This window comes from Wolbachia endosymbiont of Drosophila ananassae (assembly GCF_008033215.1).
Lineage (GTDB): Bacteria > Pseudomonadota > Alphaproteobacteria > Rickettsiales > Anaplasmataceae > Wolbachia > Wolbachia pipientis.
Genome location: NZ_CP042904.1, coordinates 1 through 20,777, shown reverse-complemented (window position 1 = coordinate 20,777; position 20,777 = coordinate 1). Strand labels below are relative to the sequence as shown.

The following is a 20,777-nucleotide window of genomic DNA, read 5'->3' as shown; positions in this document are numbered from 1 at the left end:
AAATTAATACATTAAATATTATTCAAGCTCCACTTTAGTTGCTCCTGCTTCAATAAGTTTTTGCTTGATTTTTTCTGCTTCGTCTTTAGGAACATTAGCAGTCAAATCTTTAGGTAAAGATTCAACCAACTCTTTTGCTTCTTTTAAACCCAATGTAGAATTAACCTCTCTCACAGCTTTAATAACTCCTATTTTTTTACTCGCATCAATTTCTTTAATCACAACTTTATACTCAGCTTTTTCTTGAGCAGCAGGAGCAGCAGCATTATCACCAATAGGCGCCCCAGCACCAACAGCTCCACCAAGAAAAGAACCAGCAGGCAACCCTATTTTCTCTTCTAAAACTTTTACAAGTTCAGAAGCCTCTAATAGGTTTAAAGATAATATTTTATCAACCAAATCACTTGTTACATTACTCATAATTACCACCTTACTTAACAACAAATTTATTTTTTAGAACTATAATAATCCAAAACTCTCATAAGCCTCATAGAAGATGAATTAATAGACAACGCTAACCGAGCAGGAATATCATAAGATATTAAACGCATAATTTTAACACGCAATTCATCCAGAGAAGGCAACTTAGCCAGTTTATTAACATCTTCCACTGTTAACAATTCATTTAAATGAGCTGCGCAAATCACAGACATTTTTTCTTTGTTAGCATTAGTAAAATCAACTATTAATTTTGCAGCTTCTACTATGCCACTAGAGTATATAATAGCAACAGGACCGGAAAATTTGCCTGATAAATAAGAGAATTTACCAGTCCTTCCCAAAGCCAAGCGCGCTAGAGTGTTTTTAACTACTAATACCCCACCTGCTATAGACTTCAGACTATTCCTCAGAGTTAATGAATCATTAGCATTTATAGATTTAAAATTTACTAATATCAAGAAATCATTATTTACAAATACGTTTATTGTGCTCTGTATAAATTCATCCTTATCTTTACGCTTCACGGTATCACTCCCTTAAATTATATCTTCCACTTTGCCTATCTTATAAGCTTTACCCATAGTTGAATTTAAAAAAACACCCTTAAAGTAAATTCCTTTCGCAGAAATAGGTTTATTATCTTTAATTACTTTAAGAAAGGCTTTTAAATTTTCTAGCAAGTCATCAATATCAAATTTAATATTTCCTAATTTACCATGAATAACACCATTTTTATCTGTTCTAAATTTTACCTGACCAGACTTAATGGTTTTAATAGCTTCTGCAATGTTAGAAGTCACAGTACCAAATTTAGGGTTAGGCATCAGCCCTTTAGCACCCAATACTTTTGCAATAGGAGTGATTTTTGCCATAAAATCAGGAGTAGTAATGCACCAATCAACATCTAACTTTCTACCTTTTTTTATTTCTTCAACTAAATCCTCTCCTCCTGCAATATCAGCACCAGCTTTTTCAGCTTCTAATAAATGTTTATCTTGAGCGAAAACAGCTACTTTAATATTCTTCCCGATACCTTTAGGCAAAACTACTGTACCACGCACCTGCTCTTCAGATTTACGTGAATCTACGCCTAAATTGACCACAATATCAACTGATTCATTAAATTTTGCTGAAGCAGACTCAACAATCTTCTTCAAACACTGCTTAGGATTATCATTATATGTATTCATTTACCTAACCTTCCACAACTTCTATACCCATAGATTTTGCAGTGCCTACAACCATTTTCACTGCTGAATCTTCATTATCCACTTTCATATCAACCATCTTGCACTTTGCTACTTTAATTATAGCAGACATAGGTAATTTAGCCACTAATTCTTTACCAGGATTACCAGAACTTTTACTTAATTTAGCCTCCTGCTTAAGTAAATAAGCCACAGGCGGACCGCTGACAGTAAAATCATGAGAGCGATCATCCTTTATGGAAATTCGCACTGTTACTAAATCGCCTACTTTATAATTAGCGTTAGCAGCACTAGTAACTTTATTAAAAGCTTCACAAAACTTAGGAACAGGTATACCACGTGGACCAAGTACTGAAGCAATTTTCGGTCCTGGAACTGCTTTCCCAGCTTCCATAAGTAAGTTAATCTTAGCAACTATAACACTCATAATTAATCCTCTATTTTCTCTACTTGAGCCAGATCAAGCTCTATTATTGTCGGCTTACCTAAAATCGATACTTCCACATTAATAATTTTTTTCTCATCGTTTACCATATTTACCTTACCAGTAAAATTTTGAAAAAGACCATCATTAATTTTCACTTTTTCACCTTTTTCATAACCATAACCTAACTTCTTTGTCTCTTGAGCATTATAAAGTGCATTACACATTGAGTGAATCTCATCATCCAAAATCACCTTTGGAATATTACCGTTTTTCAAAAATCCATAAACCTTAAGAGATTTTGGTATACTATTGATAAAATTCAATACTTCATCGCATAAATTCACGTATAAAAAGACATAACCAGGAAAGCATTTCCTTCGTGTAGCAATTTTCTTAGATTTCAACTCTACTTCACTTAGCTCTTCATATGGAATAAAAACTTCCTTAAAGTAATCATTAACACCCAATCTCATAGAATTTTCCAATATATGTTGGCGCACTTTCTCTTCACAATTAGAAGCAACTCTCAAGATATACCATTTATACCTATTAAATTCTTTACACTTTAAACTTATCTCATCATCTAAAATCATCTCAAAATTACCAGATTCGCCACTGCAGAATCCAGGCGTTTGATTCAAAATATTTTTGCTTTCATCACACAGATGCATATATACATACACTTCACATAATTCTTTTATATCAGACTTTGAATTACATACCGTTTGATAAGGAATAAACACTTCCTTAAAATAAACAGCATTACTTACCAATTCGCGTATACCTTGCTCATATCCATAATCAACTTTAATGATATACCATTTATATTCACATTCCATAAATAATTCCAAATAAAGCCTTAATTACGTAAAGAGACATAAAATCCACAAAACAGAAGAAAATCGAAAAGCATAATATAACAATCATTACAACAAATAGAGATGACAACACCTCCTGTTTCTTTACCCAAGCAATTCTTCGTATTTCTTGCTTTATATCACAGAAAAAACCACACAAACTTTTTAACATTTCCACCACAACATTAATGCAGGAGCGATAGGAATTGAACCTACAACCTCTGGTTTTGGAGACCAGCGCTCTACCAATTGAGCTACACTCCTATAACTCAAACTCTCACTCCAAAATTTCAGAAACAACACCAGAACCAACAGTTCTACCGCCTTCTCTTATCGCAAAACGCAATCCCTTATCCATTGCTATCGGTACTTGCAATTCTACTTCTACACTCACATTATCTCCTGGCATTACCATCTCCTTCCCATCTAGCAATTTTATGCTCCCAGTTACATCCGTTGTCCTTAAATAAAACTGTGGCTGGTAATTCGCAAAAAATGGTGTATGCCTTCCTCCTTCCTCTTTCTTTAATATATAAACCTCCGCCTTAAACTTTCTATGCGGCGTTATCGTCCCCGGTTTTGCCAATACTTGCCCTCTCTCTACTTCTTCTCTTTTTGTTCCTCTTAACAATATTCCTACATTGAGTCCTGCACTTCCCTTATCCAGCAACTTCTTAAACATTTCTACACCTGTGCATATCGTCTTTTGCGTTCCCTTCAGACCTATTATCTCTATCTCTTCTCCCGTCTTTATCTCTCCCTTCTCTATCCTTCCTGTTACCACCGTTCCTCGCCCCGATATCGAAAACACATCTTCGATTGGCAATAAAAATGGTAAATCCACAGGCCTTGGTGGAACCGCTACATATTCATCTAACTTTTCCATCAATTTGTCTATTGATTTCTTTCCATATTCGCTGCTGTCATCCTCCAGCGCCTTGAGCGCTGAACCAACCACCACAGGCACTTCATCCCCTGGAAATCCGTATTTACTCAGTAATTCCCTCACTTCCATTTCTACTAAATCTATCATATCAGCATCAGCAACATCAGCTTTATTTATATACACCACGATATATCCAACACCTACCTGCTTCGCCAGCAATATATGCTCTCTCGTTTGTGGCATTGGCCCATCAACCCCTGACACTACCAATATCGCCGCATCCATCTGTGCTGCACCTACTATCATGTTCTTTACATAGTCAGCGTGCCCAGGACAATCAACGTGTGCATAATGCCTTTTCTCTGTCTGATACTCAACATGCGCTGTTGCTATCGTTATCCCCCTCTTCCTTTCTTCTGGCGCTTTATCTATCTGATCGTACGCTACAAAATTTCCATAATGCTTTGTTATTGCCGCTGTTAACGTTGTCTTCCCATGATCCACATGTCCTATTGTTCCCACATTTACATGCGGCTTTCCAAATGCTTCCACTACTGCTGTCATAATTATTACCCTTAATTATACTCTAACTTTAACTCATCAACCACATATTGTGGCACTTGCTCATAACAAGAAAAATGCATACTATACTGCGCCCTTCCCTGAGACATAGAACGCAAAACGTTGATATAACCAAACATATTTGCAAGAGGTACCGAAGCAGTAATTATTTTACTATTATTACCTAAATCGAGCATATCAGCAACATTTCCTCTTCTACTATTTATATCACCCATAACATCACCCATATATTCTTCAGGAGTAATGATTTCAACTTTCATTATAGGCTCCAGCATTTTTGGACCAGCTTTATTTGCCATCTCTTTAAAAGCACCTTTAGCAGCAAGTTCAAAAGCTAAAGGACTAGAATCAACCTCATGAAAAGCACCATCAAGAAGGGTAGCCTTAAAATCAATCAACGGAAATCCCGAAATTATACCACCTTCTTTTATCAACTCCAAGCCATTTTCTACCCCAGGAATATACTCTTTTGGAATAGCACCACCTACAATTTTACTTTCAAATTGAAACCCAGAACCAGGCTCAAGAGGTTCAAATTTTATTTTAACCTTAGCAAACTGACCAGCTCCACCAGATTGTTTTTTATGAGTGTAATCAATTTCAACAGATTTAGTGATAGTTTCACGATATGCAACCTGAGGAGCACCGACGTTAGCCTCAACGTTAAATTCGCGCTTCATTCTATCAACAATAATCTCAAGATGGAGCTCACCCATGCCTTTCAATATAGTCTGGCCACTTTCCGCATTTACTGACATTCTTAAAGAAGGATCTTCTGCAACCAACCTATTTAGAGCAATACCTAATTTTTCCTGATCTGAAGTGGTTTTAGGTTCCACAGCAATTTCAATAACAGGCTCAGGAAATTCCATACGCTCCAATAATATAGGAAAATCAACAGAACATAAAGTATCTCCGGTGGTTGTTTTCTTTAGCCCAACTAAAGCAACTATATCTCCAGCCCTAGCCTCAGTTATATCTTCTCGGTTATTTGCATGCATAAGTAACATTCTGCCAATCCCTTCAGTTTCGTTTTTTAACGCATTTGAAACGGTAGATTTAGACTTTAATTTACCAGAATAAATACGGATAAACGTCAAGCTGCCTACAAATTTATCCGTCATCACTTTAAATGCAAGAGCAACAAATTTCTCTTTTTCTGAAGGTTTGACCTCAATTTTCTTTTCTGAATCTTTAGGATCAATTCCAACAATTACATCAACATCAATAGGAGAAGGTAAAAAGTCAACCACACCATCTAAAAGTGGTTGTACGCCTTTATTTTTAAAAGCTGATCCACATAACACAGGAACAAATTTTCCTTTAATGGTCCCATTTCTCACGCATTTTTTCAGTAAATCTACTGGCAGATCATTAGACTCAAAGTAAGTATTCATCGCTTCGTCATCCATCTCAGCTGCAGCATCTAATAAAAGATTTCGATATTCTTGAGCCTTATCAAGCAAATCAGAAGGAATATCTTCATAAGAAAATTTAGCGCCCAACGTTTCTTCTTGCCATATAATGGCTTTCATAGAAATAAGGTCAATTATACCTTTGAAATCTTTCTCACTCCCTATTGGTAAATGAATAACTAAAGGTGCTGCACCAAGCTTCGTCTTTATCATATCAACACATCGATAAAAATTTGCCCCTATTCTATCCATCTTATTAACAAAGCAGATACGAGGAACGCTATATTTATCAGCTTGACGCCACACTGTCTCAGATTGAGGTTCAACTCCAGCAACTCCATCAAATACAGCAACTGCACCATCCAAAACCCTTAAAGATCTCTCAACTTCAATAGTGAAATCAACGTGACCAGGAGTGTCTATTATATTGACCCTATGATCATTCCAAAAACATGTTGTTGCAGCAGATGTGATTGTAATACCACGCTCTTTTTCCTGCTCCATCCAATCCATAGAAGCTGCACCATCGTGCACTTCACCAATTCTATTTTGCTTACCAGTATAAAATAAAATACGCTCTGTTGTGGTAGTCTTACCAGCATCTATGTGAGCCATTATCCCTATATTTCTGTATTTAGATATTCCAATTTCCATATCACAATTAATTAGCTAACATTAAAAACGAAGATGAGAAAATGCCTTATTAGCTTCAGCCATTTTATATTTTTCTTCGCACATCTTAAACGCACCACCGCGTTTATTATAAGCATCCAGTATTTCAGATTGCAAACAATCAACAGTGGTTTTTCCACTCTTTTTTCGAGCAGCAGAAGTTGCTTTAGCAATCCACCTTAACGCTAAAGAAACCGCTCTATCTTGTCGAACTTCAACAGGTACTTGATAAGTTGCACCACCAATGCGTCGAGAACGCACTTCTATAGAAGGAGTAACATTTCCTACTGCTGTCTCAAAAATTGATAACCCACCTTCGCCTATTTTCTTTTCAGCTAAAGACAAAGCGTCATAGATAATCTTTTCTGCAGTAGATTTTTTACCACATTTCATGATTGTATTAATGAAACGCATCAGCAAAACACTGCCGTAACGCGAATCAGGACTTATTTCTCTTTTTTTTGCTTTATTCCGACGAGCCATAAACTTTAACCAGATTTCTTTACACCATATTTTGAACGAGCTTTCTTTCGATTTTGCACACCACGCAGATCAAGGGCACCTCTTATTATGTGATAACGCACACCTGGCAAATCTTTAACCCGCCCACCACGTATCAAAACAACAGAGTGTTCTTGTAAATTATGACCTTCACCAGGTATATAAGCCGTCACTTCACCATACCCACTAATTTTTACTCTGGCTACTTTACGGAGTGCTGAGTTAGGCTTTCTAGGAGTTGTAGTATACACCTTAGTGCAAACACCTCTCCTTTGAGGGTTGCTTTTTCCCAAAGCTGGTACCTTTTTCTTATGGGTCAATCCTAATCTACCCTTACGTATTAATTGATTTATCGTAGGCATATGTTATAAACTCAAGCTCATTAAAATAACTAAGTTTTTAGTTATAAAATAATAAACCTCAATAGTCAATATAAAAATAAACATTACTACTCTAATAATTAAGCTCAACTGCCTTGAAAGCCATCAGTAGACTTCTTGCACTACCTCCCAAGCCACAACTGTCATTCAGTAGAAACGAAAAAACTTACTTGACACCCTTCGCCAGCCCCATTATCATGGTACTGAAGGTATTCATTTATCTTCAATCTGTGCAGATTAAATGACAACAGTATTACGTAATTGGCGTCTTATTTTTAATTTTTTGCACTATGCACACTTTACGTCTTCACAACATTTCTGGGTTTTTACCTATATAAGCTGAAACGCGCTTATAAAGCGTTTAAGACAGTATAGTACGCCAATTTGCAGGATTAGAGAGTGACAACTAGCTAATACGGGATATCTTTTGCCTTTTTTTCTGCTTAGTAAATTTCTTAAACATTTAAACTAAGGTGAGTTGCATTTAAAAGCAGCTAAATTGCAGTGTTTAAGACTTAAAAAACGCCAATACTGAAAATAGACAATGACTAGGGCTTCTTTTGCCTTTTTTTTGCTTGGTAAATTTCTTAATATTTATGGCAACATGAACTGGGCAGGAAGGTGTCATTCCAGTGCTTGACACTGGAATCCAGTTTTCCATATAATCTCATCGAAAATGTTGTAACCACTTTCTGTGCTAGTTTGCTTGCTTACAAGCAAACTTTTCTGGATCCCAGTGTCTGGGCACTGGGATGACAGGGGAGGAAGGCTACTTGGATGACACCATTCTTTTTCCTGGATCCAAGTAGTCAGGGCACTGGGATGACAGGAGAAGGTACTAGGATGACACCCTGACCTCGTCGTCCCGCTACGTGTTAGCGGAATCTAGAGATACCGTGACGGTATGACGTAAAGCTCGCATTAGCTATACTTTTATGCTCACCAACTTAGCTGGATCCAAGTAGTCAAGCTACTTGGATCTGCAAATTGCAATGTTCGTACAGCTGCGTGCTTGACACTGGGATTTAGTGCAGCTACCCTAAACTGGAAGCTCATCTTGCTATTTTTGGCTGAAAGAAACATATTTTTAGAATAATGAAAACAATCAGCACTTTAATTCAAGAAGGATCGGAGTTATTATCGTCACATAAAGTTGAATCACCACATTTAGATTGTGAAATCATCATGCAGCACGTACTTGGAGTGGAAAGATCATTTATAATTGTGAACCATGCTGATCAAGTGCCGATGGAGAAAGAACTTTTATTTTGGAAATTAACAAAAAAAAGAGCGGAAAGATATCCAATATCGCAAATAATAGGTAATCGTGAATTCTGGAGTAAAAATTTTATAGTTAATCAGCATGTTTTGGATCCAAGACCAGATAGTGAAACATTAATCTCAACAGTGTTAAAATATTACCCAAATAAAAAGCAGAGACTAAAAATTGCAGATTTTGGCACAGGCACAGGTTGTTTATTGATATCCGTACTTAGTGAGTATAAATATGCTGTTGGCGTCGGTTTTGAAAAAAGCTTGGAAGCATACAAAGTTGCCTATCAGAACACAAAAAAACATGATCTTCTCAGCAGAGCCAAAATATTTCCAAGTTCGTGGATAGAGTGCAGCGATTTATTTGATCTGATAATTAGCAATCCTCCATATATTAAAAGAAGTAAATTGAAAGACTTGCAAGCCGAAGTACAAAAGGAACCAAAAACTGCCCTTGATGGTGGTATTGATGGTTTGAACTGTTACTTGAGCATTTTTCCAATATTAAGGAGGTGTCTTAAAAAAAATGGGTTTGCGATATTGGAGATAGGTGAAGATCAAAGCAATATTGATAAAATAATCCCCTCATACGAATTAGCTTTTCAGGAATATGTATATGATTTGGCAGGAATGAAGAGATGCATTGTTGTGAAGCAATGTATAGCTCCGCTTCTGTAATCCTATGATAGGATCCAGTCTTATAGCTAAGACGATTTGAAAAATCGTCATTCTGCTACGTGTTAGCGGAATCTATACCGCGAATGAATCGCGGTATGACGTAGGAAAACCTGGCCTGCGCTGGAATGATGCCAAGAGATCTATTGTTTTTCTAAAGGGCAGTTAAGCTTTACTAGCAAAGTGGAAAGTAAGACCAGCCTCTATGCCGTGTGTGTGAAAAAAGTCGTTCTGTATGGTAGTAGATACTTGATTATCACCTGTTTGTTCAGCCATTCCACCTTTTGGCTTATCTTTGCCATTATCATGGTTGGGATCCCATTTTAAGGTGTCTAGTTTATACTCACTGCTACCAATAGCACCAAAACCTCTATATCCGATATGCATATTTACATCTTCGTTTATGCGATAATCAAGGCCAGCTTTTAATTGACCTGCGGGTCTTATTGACGATTTTTCAAACATTGTCATTCTTGTTGCACCGACTCCAACCCCAACATAAGGAGAAAAAGAGAAACGGTCACTTTTCCAATGATGATAAACATTTGCCATTACAGATATGTTCTCAATTTGGTCATGATTGACTATTGCTCCATAGCTCTCTTCTGGTCTAGTTTTATCCTTTGTGTAGGATATTGTCATCTGGCCGCTTGTTAAACCAATATTATCCACTTTTACAGAAGAATACATTCCTTCCAATTCAGCTCTGTAGCTATTGCCATTCAATTCCCCTGTATAACCCAATGCTACATTTGCAGCAAAAGGCGGATTATAATCTCCTTTATACTTACTTAGTGACTGACCTTCTGTGTTCTGAGCACTCCTGTCATTTACAGATACATTATTGGTAGCTGTAGCAGCAGTATCTCCAATTTTTGCTTTCAACTCACCCGTGTAATTTAAATATTGACCGTAATACCCACTACCAAAGTAAAACCCTTCTGTTTCACTCGCAAAAGATTGTTGTGACAACAGCAAAGCAAGCGCTGTAACCGCTAATGTTTTTTTACTAATCATTACTACTCCCCTAGTTAAAATAGCTAATCTAATACTAATTAATTAAAAATGGCTTAATATGAAAAACCTAATTATTTGCATAACTTGCACTTTCCTAAGCTAAAAAATAGGCGAAGTTAACCTTACTTCTCGTCATTTTTGAATTTATCATCAATATCCTCATCTTCAAATTCATCCTCCTCTTCTTCGTCATCAAACCCATCATCGCTCTTTTCCTCATCATCAAACCCGTCATCATCATCTTCAAACTTATCGTCGATATCTTCATCATCAATATCTTCGTCTGCAAATTCATTTGATTCATCATATACTGCATCTTCTGTTTTAGTTTCAGCAGGATAATCAACTGAATTAGGTCCCTCAAGAGCATTATTCCCCTCATTATTAACCTTATCTTTGCTCGCAGCGGCAGAAAGAACTTTGTTTGGGTCATATGGTTCTTGTGTAGGCACACGAGTTTGCTTGAGCAGTCTTTTTGTGAAGGTGCTATCACTATAGTACAAAATTTTCTTTGATTTAATTGGGTAAGTCGACTCTATTAAAATTATCTGATCGTCGCGTGGCAACATAATAACTTCTTGAGGCAATAGCAATGCTCTCTGTATTTCAGAGATATGTAACGACCTTGAAGCAGGATTCAAGTCTAAAAACTTAGGTTTGTTTAACGATTCTTGTTGTACAGTTTTATTTCCTATAAGTTGCGATATTAAATTAGCTGTTTCAATATTATTGGCTGCAAAAGTTATTCTGTAAGTCGAGTTTGACAAAAAGGAGTTCATCCCTGCTTCTTCGTATATTCCTTTGAGCTGCTCAGTATCTTGAACAATTAAGAATAACCTAACTCGATAACCACGAAAATATGCAATACCTGTTTGAAATTGCTCCATTTTTCCAAGTGTAGGAAACTCATCCATTAAAAACAATACGCCATAAGGCTCGTCATCTGATGGCAATTTTCTACATAAAAACTCAGTTGCCTGTTGGTAAAAAACCTGCATTAAAGGCCTGAGCCTAGTCAAGTTGTCAGGAGTTAAACCAACATAAACTGTAGTTTTCTTCTTTTTAAAATCTAAAATATTAAAATCACTTGACGCAGTTGCAGTATCAATCAATGGGTTTGCCCACAATTCAAGTGATGAGTTCATGGTTGATACAACACCCGACCTTTCTTTATCAGCTTTTTGTAAAAAAGCTGCAATGTTCATATATGCTACAGGGTGTAGTATTTTACCCATTGTATCAAGAGCAACAGCAAGATTATAGACTACATCATCACTACGCATCGTACGCACAACTTCACCAAAAGATTTGACTTTCTCTGGTGCAGCAAGTAAGTATAATACCACTCCAACAAATAAACTTCTTGCTTCATTTTGCCAAAAGTCTTGTTCAGGCATAATTAGGTTGGCTATTTTCTGCACATCGTCAACCATCTGTCCAGGTTTTTCACTAATCCATTGTAATGGATTGTAACAGTGACTTATTCCATCTGGCTGCGCTGGATTCCATACGTATACTTTTTGTCCTTGTCGTTCTCGCCAACCACTTGTTATTTCATAGTTTTCTAATTTTATGTCGTGTACAATTACCGAGTCAGTCCAAAATAATAAATTAGGAATTACAAAGCCAACACCCTTACCAGAACCTGTAGGTGCAAATAACAATGCATGCTGAAACCCATCAGAAATGAAGTATCCTCTTTTATCTTTACCAAGCAATAATCCCTTTTTGCTTCTTAATCCTGCTTTTCGTATGTCTTTCTCTGATGCCCACTGCGAATCTCCATGAAGTGATTCCTTCTTTTTAAATGGTCGCCACTCAATTATCCTTTCTCTTAAATTCCATAAGATAATCATTAAAACAATGATAGGCAGTGCAGAAGATATAATTAATGTGATTTTGAGCTCAAGGCTATATAACTCTGGATGATGCCAACAATATTGTATATGATCAAAAATCGTTGGCCAAAGAGCTTGAGGGAAAGGCGTCAAACTAGGATTAATTGCCTTAAAATCCACAGCATCCGGACCATCAGCAAACAGAACAAACAATATACCAGATAGATAGAAGCAAAACTCAAGTACGCTAAAAGCTACTACACCTCCTATGAGAATATTACGTAGGTGATTTCCATTACTCATAAACTACTCTTCCTTAACTTATGTATAAATTTAAGCATTTTCGCTCGCAGATCTAGTAAATAATATCTCAGAAATGCTTCTTTTGCCCCCACCGGTTCTTTTTAGCTGAATAACAATATCAATCACATTTTTAATGTATGGTATAATTTGGTCTGGAGGAATGCCAAGATTTGCCTGCATAACCATCAATTTTATTTGCTCAAGGGCCATTGTTGGACTATCTGCATGAAGGGTTGATATTGATCCAGGGTGACCAGTATTTATCGCCCTGAGAAAACTAAAAGCTTCCGCTCCACGGAGCTCACCAACTATTATTCTGTCTGGCCTTAAACGTAAGCACGCTTCTATCAAATCTTGAGTGGTTACTTTTGCTCTGCCCTGCCCTCCTTTAGAGGCAATTAGATGGACTTTATTGGGATGATCGTTCAAAACGATTTCCCTTGCATCCTCAACAGTAATAATTCTTTCCTCAGCTGGAATAGCACGCAAAGTAGCATTAGTAAAAGTAGTCTTACCAGTGGAAGTTCCACCACTAATTATAATATTTTTCTTACTTATTACAGCGTATTCTAAAAACTCTTTTATTTTTTTTTGCCTTAACAATAAATCCAAATGACGGTCAACTGGATTATCAGTTGCTTCTGTAACAGTTTCAGAAAAAGCCCCCATTTTTTCGTAATCATCGAGTGCTAACTGCATGCTAGAAGGCTTACGAATCGACATGACTACTTTATCAGGCTCACATGCTGGCGGAAATACTATCTGTATACGATAACCATTTGGTAATGTTGCCGAAAGTAAAGGTGCTTCTTCGCTAAGTTTTTGTTCTGTAGCTTGAGCAATCAGTCTGCCAAGAGATTTCAAATGGTTAAGATCGAATATTTCTAATTTTTCACACCTTATTTCACCACGATTTTCAATCCATACTTCCTTTGGCTTATTTATTGATATTTCATTTACGCCTTCTTCTTGAAATATGCCTTGTAATGGCTCCAAATATGTATCAAGTGCAGCATAGTTCATTTCATTGATTTAATATTGCCTGTGGAGGAAATACTATATCTTGGTTAACAAATACTTTCAATGCAGTGCCTTGATCGACATAAATAGTTGGTTTTTTATCTGTATATCTGCCCACTATATCTCGCATGTCTTTAGAAAAATCATTGATTGATTTCCCGATTGCTTCATCATAAACAGATTTGCTTCTTTTCTGAGTTTGCCTCAACAGTTGACGTACATCGTCTAAAGTTATACCGATATTGTCACTAGTAATTGCATCAACTCCACTAGCTCCAGAACTTTTTATCACACTTACTATTTCTTCCTTTATTATTCTCAGTAAATCCTGATCACTTTTAGCATTTCGAATTTTTTCAATAGCCCTAAGACCCAATTTCCATTTTTCGTCTCCTACCTTCCCAACTTCAGTTTTTATAGCATCCTCCAATCTCTCAACAATAGCCCCTTTGAGAGAAGAAATATCTATTTCAGTTGCAGTAATAGACTTCACTACATCCATTGCAGTTAGCACATCGATAAGATTAGAAGCCTTTTGCCCTATAACAGCCGAACTAATTGAAACACCAGCAAGTGCCACTGAAGAGAATAACGCACTTACTATTTTATTATCAACTATTCCCGCTATCCCTGCTCTACCAAGCTCGTCAGTACTAAGTGATGAGATTGCAATATCTATTCCATGTGGCAGAATCACTCTGTTCCAGTTTATATTTACACGAGATTTAGCAACATTCGAATCAAATGAATAACTGCCTATCAATCTTGAGCCTTTAGGTATTAAAACTGTATCACCAGTTTCTGCATAAACATCTCTACTCACCATAGCACGCAGCATTCCTTGCAGATCAGAGTTTATTGCAGTTTCAAGAACAGCATCAATAATTTTACCTTGAGTAATCATTAAACCAAGCTTTCCTACTCTGGTAGCTTTGCTCGACTGTACTGAAGTGTCGGATAAAATAGCATCAGCAGCCTTGTTCTCTCCACTACCACCTGAAATTGTTAACATTTGTGCACTACGTCTTTCTCTAGGGTAACCACCATCCCCTATTGTAGGAAACGAGGTAGGTAGATTACTAATAACATTGTTAGAAGGAAAATTTTGCTTTGGCAAAATAGGTATATTTGACACAGGGGTTTCTTTTGGTTTCTCTTCTTCTTTTTTAATTTGTTTTATTTCTGGTACGATTTGTGGTGTAGGAAGAGGAGGTAAGGGTGGTAAGGGATCGGTTATTATTCTTTCTGGAACTATTACATTATCTGGAACTTGTTCCAACTTTCCTTTAAATTCTTGAACGTTTTGCTTTGTTTCCTCTTTTTTAATAACTTCTGAATCCTCTTTATGAGAAGGACTAAAATAGAAATAATACACTCCACCAACCAGAAGCACTAAAATCATGACCATCAATGCCCTATGACCTTGATTAGAGCCAACTGTTACTACCTTATTCTCTATTTCTGATTCATCTTCTGAATTGTTACGCCTTTCTTTATTCATATTGCATGTACCACAGCTAAAGTGACCTATTTATAATTTCAACTTCACCATCTTCATAACGCATAAATAGCTTTTTATGTACTCCCTTTATTATAACATAATCATCAAATAACAGCCTTTTACAAGGTTTATCCTCCTCTTCTACAAAAATCTGAGGTATTTTATTATTATTTCTAAATTTTAAATAGGTTAAATAACCATCATCAAATAGCTCAATCGGAACTATATCCGCATTACCACCTTCATCAATATATGTATAATTGTACTTCGTATCATTTTCTTGTATTATTTTTTCTAGCTTGTCTGTAGTATATTGCATTTGAGTAGGTAAAGAAACCTCATCTAAATCAACATCAAATTCACCTTCTTCTTGAGGATAATAAAAACGTACTACGTAAGATATATCCTTTTCAGCAGAATAATCGTGATCTACTTTCTTAGCATCAGTATCCGGGTATTTATCGTAGTTTGGCCTTGAGATTAAATCAAAAATGTAATTTCTTTTTTTAGTTGTCGTAATAATCATGTTAGTGCGGCTACTAACTTCAAATGGCATGATAAGCAATTTATTGTCATAAGGATTAATTTTCCAACTTGATGCATCACCAACAGCGATATTTTTAACTTTTTCTCCTTCCGCAAATTCAATATAAGAATAGTAACCCTGACTAAAAACCACCGTAAATACTTCATTAGGGCTATACACAAAAGTCTTTATTCTACTATCTACAGAAATAGGTTCATTATAATTAATGGATGCGTTTAAATTGCTACTTACAAGTAAAACTAAAACTAATAATATCCTATACATATTCATCATCTACTCTATATGAAATAACTTGAAACCCTAATGGGTTAATATATCTTTGCTGATCATTCATTTCAAGCGATGCATATCTATATGACATAATAACTATCTTATTTTTTCTTGTGGAACTTCCATCTTTCCGTATAAATTCCACAAAAAACCTCACCTGAAGAGCATCGTTACCCAATTTTTGAATCGAGCGAATTTTAAATTCATTTTTGGTATCTGAATATAAATTAAAAAGATCATCCATATTCTGCGATCCTATATAATTTCTAAATTCATTATACACATTAGGTGAGGAAAACAACCTCACCTTTGTATAATAGTTATAATTATAATGATATGGATCAAAAACCTCCCTTGCTTTTATATACTCTGAAATAAAATAATCGTTCAGCGCTTCATCTGCAGAATACTGCTTTACTGTGACAGGATCAACCAATTGCACTATTCCCGATTTCTTGTCAATTTCTATAACAAATGGCTCAATAGTGCTACTTGTGCTAATTTTAAATATGACTAATATGCTGATAGAGATCGTTGCTAATAATATTAACGCAAATAAAAGTAGAATATTCCTTTGAGCAATAACTGTGCTGTAGCGGTTTGAATTCCAATTTATATCCTTATCTAACGATTCAGTACTTTTCTCTCGCTTAAAAAATCTTAGCATTTTAATATTCTTAAAAATCTTAACTTGTGTTAATAAACATAGCAAATTAACAAAGTAGTTACAACAAAAAAGCTAAAAAACTCTTAACTTATGGCCTAGCTTACCAAACTTTGTCTCCATATATGAATCGTTATATTTATTACGTTCCACAATAAGTGGTAGACACTTTGTAACCTCTATACCACTACTTTCCAATTCTGACAATTTCCTATCATTGTTTGTAAGTAATTGGATTTTGTTAATGTTCAATTTCTTAAGCATTTTAGCTGCAACAACAAAACTCCTTTCATCATCTTCAAAACCCAATATTCTATTTGCATCAACAGTATCAAGGTTATGTTCTCTTTGCACACTGTATGCTCTTAACTTATTAGTTAAACCAATACCTCTTCCATCCTGCATCAAATACAATATAATACCACTTCCAAAGTCAGCTATCATTTGAATTGCTTGATGTAACTGACTTCTGCAATCGCATGATAAGCTATCTAACAAGTCACCCGTATAGCACGAAGAATGAATTCTTACTAATGGTTCGTCATCTTTATCTGGATTGCCAATGATAATTGCATGATGTTCTCTTCCGCCACTTTCGGTTCTATAAGATATGATATCTACTTCTTGAGTCTGTTTTAAAAATAATGATGTTTTGCACACTTCATACACACTCTGATTTTGTTGAAAATCATTTACGAGTAACGTATCTAGTGCAATAATGTCATTTTCTTCACACCAATTTCGCATTTCATACTTATTCTCAAAAGTCATATCAGCTACTAACGCGTATGGCAATAATTCTGAGAACTTAAGCAAGGCAATAGCACATTCATCTATTGTCTTTGAGCATTGCAACTCTTTTATGCAATCTTCCTTTGAACAGTTTATTAAATGGAGCAGTTCATCAAAATTATTCACCAACAGACGTTTGCTGTTATGTTCTTTATTCTGAGATATGTATTTTACCTTACTTGAAGTTAAAGTAACATATACATTACTTGATATAAGCTTGTATTGATTAAATAAATCTCTTTCTAAAGCCTCAGCAGCAGCGAACAATAGGTAATTACTTTCATCATATATTACAATTGGCCGACCGCGCCTGATTTCGCTGATAGCTCTTTCTACCTTATTGCTACTCTGATTTCCTATAAACATTTTTACCCATATTAAACAGCGATAAAAACTGGTGCGGCCGAGAAGACTTGAACTTCCAAGGCCTTATGAGCCACAGCGACCTCAACGCTGCGTGTCTACCAATTCCACCACGGCCGCACTATATTCTAGTTTTTATATAATTATTTTAAATTACTTAATCATTTTAGAATTTTTCATCTAGAGTGTCAATCTGATACTAGAATAATTTAGAAATTGTTTGTATAATTTGATTATGAATTTTGTGATTATAAATTTTAATCATTTAAGATAACCTTACTACTAATTTTTAACTTAGGTTTTTATACAAATGAATATAGCTAATATCTTTATTTTTTTAGCTCTCTCTCTTATAACTAGCTTTCATTTCGTCCATGCACAAATATTATACACATGGTCTCAAGTTATCCCAGAAAATAAACTAAGCATACGCGCAATTACGGACAATGACATGTGTCCCATTGTTTATGTTGATGGCGAGGAAACAGAAATGCTGAATCGCAGCTCAATTAACAATGGTGATCATAACGAAACAGTTTGTGAACTGACAGTACAAACAAGTGCCAAAAACATTAGTATTGAGGATCTACGGGTTCCTATATTACCAAAAAAGGTTAATAAAATTGCTTTCATTGGTGACACAGGCTGTAGAATAAATATGTTATTTCAGCAGGAATGTAATTCGGTAGATAGCTGGCCTTTAAAAAAAAATTTAGATTCAATCGCCCTTCATAAACCAGATTTAATTATCCATGTTGGTGATTATCATTATAGACAAACAAAATGTAGAAATACAAAAAAGTGTGGCGATATTTATGGATATAATAAAGAAGTTTGGTACGCTGATTGGTTTGAGCCTGCAAAGGATATTTTATCACAATCCCCTTTCCTTTTTGTTCGTGGAAACCATGAGAGTTGTGATAGAGCTTATGAAGGATGGTTCAGGTATCTAGATTCATACCCCTTTTCGTCTGAAAAATGTGGAAACTTCGTTTCTAGTTGGTCCTTAGATGCTGGACCGATGAAATTTTTTATCTTCGACTCTTCATCCGGTGAGGATATTTTTACAACCCAAAGCACAATTGATGCTTTTGAGAGGCAATTTGATAAATTGATACAAAATAGTTCTGACAAGCCCATGTGGTTTTTAACTCATAAACCGCTTTGGAGATCTCCAAAAAAAGAATTTTTGACATTAAAAAGCCATGGTAATCTTACACAAATCGAAGCTTTTGGAGATAAATTTCCAAGCAATGTTACTACCATAGTTTCTGGCCACATTCATATAGCCCAGATTTTATTAATGGATAATGTTCCAGACCAAATTATAGTTGGAAACGGTGGTGCATCATTACACGCTCAAGATCAAGAATCTGTTTATCAAAATGTAGAATTTGACTATTTAAATGGTAAAAACTACTTAGCACACGAGGTTAGAAACTTTTTTGGCTTTGGCTTTGCAATACTAAATTTAGATGATCACGAATTTACCTTCTATAATCAACACAATAAGGAAATGTATTCTGCGAAGCTAACAGAAGATTTTAAACTTAAACGGATTAAAACTATAGTCGATTCATTTTAGGATTTGTTATTAGCTATTTTAAAAACGCTACTTAAACATTTTTTTTAATCGATTGATTTCATCAGCAAATTTTGAGTCGGTCTTTATAAAATTTTCTACTTGTTTTACTGCATGTATAACAGTAGCATGGTCTCTGCCACCAAAGTTTCTCCCAATATCTGGTAGGCTTTTTTGCGTAAACTTTTTGGCAAAATACATAGCTATTTGTCTTGGCCTTGCAAGACTGCGAAGCCTTCTATTGGATTGCATATCTGCAACCTTTATATTGAAAAATTCAGCTACTTTCTTTTGTATTTCTTCTATTGTGACTGACCTATGATTTGACCTAAGAAGATCGATTAGGGTTTCACTAGCTGATTCTACCGTCATACTTCTTCCAATTAATGAGGTATGGGTAACCTTATTTAATGCTCCTTCTAATTCTCTTATATTAGATTTTATGTTCCTTGCTAAAAACTCTAGGACATCTTTCGGAACATACATATTCATCTGCTCCACTTTTGCCTGCAATATACCAAGCCTTAATTCAAAAGTTGTTTCATTAATATCTGCCACCAACCCCCAACCGAGTCGTGATTTTATTCTTTCTTCCACTCCATCAAGATCACTAGGAGACCTATCAGCTGATATAACCAATTGTTTATTTTGGTCTATCAATGCATTGAAAGTGTGAAAAAATTCTTCTTGTGTACTATCTTTACCACTGATAAATTGCACATCATCTACCATCAATACATCTACTGATCTAAATTGCTCTTTAAATAACATAATATCTTTGCTTCGCAGCGCTGTAATATATTGGTACATGAATTTCTCTGCTGATAAATACACCACTTTTCTTTTTGCTGATGGGGAATTGACTATGTGCCAAGCTATAGCATGCATTAGATGTGTTTTACCAAGTCCCACTCCACCATATAGAAACAAAGGATTGCTGCCTAATATTGGATCTATAGATTCTGCCACACGCTTTGCCGCCGTAAATGCTAATTCATTTGGCTTTCCCACTACAAAATTATCAAAGGTGAACCTTGGATCCAGCGGCGAACCAAGATTATGATTACTTTCCTCTCTGTTTTTTAGTATAACATTAAAATTTGAATTCCTCTCCTCAATTACTTGAATATCAATAGAACGTATACTTTTATCTTCGCTTTGCCATAATGATAATATTTTTTTCATGTAATGAACTGTAATCCACTCTTTTATAAACCTTGTTGACACGGATAAAAGAACTTCCCCATTTCTGCTACTGACAAATTTTAGTGAACTCAGCCAGCTATTATATGTTGCTTCTCCATAAAGATTATAAAGACAATTTTGGATTTTTTCCCAAGTAACATTGTGATCCGTTACTGTAATAATCTGATCAAAAAACATAGTAGAAACCTTAGGGCTAGTTAAGTTCATATACCACACCAAGAAAAAAGCAATAATTAGAAAAATATAAGATAATCAATAGCTTACTGCAAAATGAAAAGCTAATACTACTTAATACATACTAAAAATTATGGTGATTTTTTGATGGGTTGTAAAGGGTATAAAAACATTAAAATTGATC

20 protein-coding genes and 2 tRNA genes are annotated in these 20,777 nt (G+C 35.4%); 2 read left to right on the top strand and 20 right to left on the bottom strand.

Annotated elements, in window-relative coordinates; all coding sequences use genetic code 11:
• Window positions 1-18: 18 nt before the first annotated feature.
• The 11 genes from rplL to rpsL form a co-directional block, all read right to left on the bottom strand.
• On the bottom strand, window positions 19-420 hold the full coding sequence (gene rplL / locus EA652_RS00110) for a 50S ribosomal protein L7/L12 (protein WP_007551887.1): 402 nt from the start codon (window positions 418-420) through the stop codon (window positions 19-21).
• A 26-nt stretch (window positions 421-446) separates the two neighbouring features.
• A complete protein-coding gene (rplJ, locus tag EA652_RS00105) occupies window positions 447-965 on the bottom strand; it encodes a 50S ribosomal protein L10 (protein ID WP_006280426.1) in 519 nt (172 codons plus the stop codon).
• Window positions 966-977: 12 nt separating this feature from the next.
• Window positions 978-1,631 carry a 50S ribosomal protein L1 gene (gene rplA / locus EA652_RS00100; protein WP_006280425.1) on the bottom strand — a complete coding sequence of 218 codons (654 nt, stop codon included), beginning with the start codon at window positions 1,629-1,631 and terminating at the stop codon, window positions 978-980.
• A gap of 4 nt (window positions 1,632-1,635) precedes the next feature.
• Complete coding sequence (locus EA652_RS00095; protein ID WP_006279541.1) at window positions 1,636-2,076, bottom strand: 50S ribosomal protein L11; 441 nt, start codon at window positions 2,074-2,076, stop codon at window positions 1,636-1,638.
• Window positions 2,077-2,078: 2 nt separating this feature from the next.
• Window positions 2,079-2,915 (bottom strand): transcription termination/antitermination protein NusG, encoded by an 837-nt coding sequence (gene nusG / locus EA652_RS00090; protein WP_012673038.1) that lies wholly within the window; start codon window positions 2,913-2,915, stop codon window positions 2,079-2,081.
• Window positions 2,905-3,105, bottom strand: coding sequence for a preprotein translocase subunit SecE (gene secE / locus EA652_RS00085; RefSeq protein WP_022626186.1), 201 nt, complete (start codon window positions 3,103-3,105; stop codon window positions 2,905-2,907). The genes nusG and secE overlap by 11 nt, the downstream gene beginning before the upstream one ends.
• 19 nt (window positions 3,106-3,124) lie before the next feature.
• A tRNA-Trp gene (locus EA652_RS00080) sits at window positions 3,125-3,197 on the bottom strand.
• A 13-nt stretch (window positions 3,198-3,210) separates the two neighbouring features.
• Window positions 3,211-4,383: an elongation factor Tu gene (tuf, locus tag EA652_RS00075; RefSeq protein WP_012673037.1), complete on the bottom strand. Its 1,173-nt coding sequence runs from the start codon at window positions 4,381-4,383 to the stop codon at window positions 3,211-3,213.
• 11 nt (window positions 4,384-4,394) lie between these two features.
• Window positions 4,395-6,470, bottom strand: a complete 2,076-nt coding sequence (gene fusA, locus EA652_RS00070; protein ID WP_010962308.1) for an elongation factor G — start codon at window positions 6,468-6,470, stop codon at window positions 4,395-4,397.
• Between the two features lie 21 nt (window positions 6,471-6,491).
• The gene (gene rpsG, locus EA652_RS00065; protein WP_007549313.1) at window positions 6,492-6,971 is read right to left on the bottom strand and encodes a 30S ribosomal protein S7; all 480 of its coding nucleotides are present in this window, start codon (window positions 6,969-6,971) and stop codon (window positions 6,492-6,494) included.
• Between the two features lie 5 nt (window positions 6,972-6,976).
• The gene (gene rpsL / locus EA652_RS00060; protein ID WP_007549314.1) at window positions 6,977-7,351 is read right to left on the bottom strand and encodes a 30S ribosomal protein S12; all 375 of its coding nucleotides are present in this window, start codon (window positions 7,349-7,351) and stop codon (window positions 6,977-6,979) included.
• Window positions 7,352-8,464: 1,113 nt separating this feature from the next.
• Between rpsL and prmC the strand changes: the two genes are divergently transcribed.
• A complete protein-coding gene (prmC, locus tag EA652_RS00055) occupies window positions 8,465-9,319 on the top strand; it encodes a peptide chain release factor N(5)-glutamine methyltransferase (protein WP_012673036.1) in 855 nt (284 codons plus the stop codon).
• A 162-nt stretch (window positions 9,320-9,481) separates the two neighbouring features.
• On the opposite strand, the gene EA652_RS00050 is transcribed toward prmC, so the two are convergent.
• The 8 genes from EA652_RS00050 to EA652_RS00015 form a co-directional block, all read right to left on the bottom strand.
• Entirely contained in the window at window positions 9,482-10,333 is an 852-nt protein-coding gene (locus EA652_RS00050; protein ID WP_007549025.1) for a P44/Msp2 family outer membrane protein, read from the bottom strand.
• Between the two features lie 122 nt (window positions 10,334-10,455).
• Complete coding sequence (locus EA652_RS00045; protein ID WP_007549026.1) at window positions 10,456-12,474, bottom strand: type IV secretory system conjugative DNA transfer family protein; 2,019 nt, start codon at window positions 12,472-12,474, stop codon at window positions 10,456-10,458.
• Window positions 12,475-12,504: 30 nt separating this feature from the next.
• Window positions 12,505-13,497, bottom strand: coding sequence for a P-type DNA transfer ATPase VirB11 (virB11, locus tag EA652_RS00040; RefSeq protein ID WP_007549027.1), 993 nt, complete (start codon window positions 13,495-13,497; stop codon window positions 12,505-12,507).
• 1 nt (window position 13,498) lies between these two features.
• Window positions 13,499-14,995 (bottom strand): TrbI/VirB10 family protein, encoded by a 1,497-nt coding sequence (locus EA652_RS00035; protein ID WP_007549028.1) that lies wholly within the window; start codon window positions 14,993-14,995, stop codon window positions 13,499-13,501.
• 16 nt (window positions 14,996-15,011) lie between these two features.
• On the bottom strand, window positions 15,012-15,812 hold the full coding sequence (gene virB9, locus EA652_RS00030) for a P-type conjugative transfer protein VirB9 (RefSeq protein ID WP_173862866.1): 801 nt from the start codon (window positions 15,810-15,812) through the stop codon (window positions 15,012-15,014).
• Window positions 15,799-16,479 carry a VirB8 family type IV secretion system protein gene (locus tag EA652_RS00025; RefSeq protein WP_012673035.1) on the bottom strand — a complete coding sequence of 227 codons (681 nt, stop codon included), beginning with the start codon at window positions 16,477-16,479 and terminating at the stop codon, window positions 15,799-15,801. The genes virB9 and EA652_RS00025 overlap by 14 nt, the downstream gene beginning before the upstream one ends.
• A gap of 72 nt (window positions 16,480-16,551) precedes the next feature.
• A complete protein-coding gene (locus EA652_RS00020; protein ID WP_012673034.1) occupies window positions 16,552-17,634 on the bottom strand; it encodes a GTP cyclohydrolase II in 1,083 nt (360 codons plus the stop codon).
• A gap of 29 nt (window positions 17,635-17,663) precedes the next feature.
• Window positions 17,664-17,751, bottom strand: a tRNA-Leu gene (locus EA652_RS00015).
• A 190-nt stretch (window positions 17,752-17,941) separates the two neighbouring features.
• Between EA652_RS00015 and EA652_RS00010 the strand changes: the two genes are divergently transcribed.
• Window positions 17,942-19,216, top strand: a complete 1,275-nt coding sequence (locus tag EA652_RS00010; RefSeq protein ID WP_006279778.1) for a metallophosphoesterase — start codon at window positions 17,942-17,944, stop codon at window positions 19,214-19,216.
• A 27-nt stretch (window positions 19,217-19,243) separates the two neighbouring features.
• On the opposite strand, the gene dnaA is transcribed toward EA652_RS00010, so the two are convergent.
• Entirely contained in the window at window positions 19,244-20,626 is a 1,383-nt protein-coding gene (gene dnaA, locus EA652_RS00005; RefSeq protein WP_010962298.1) for a chromosomal replication initiator protein DnaA, read from the bottom strand.
• Between the last annotated feature and the right edge of the window lie 151 nt (window positions 20,627-20,777).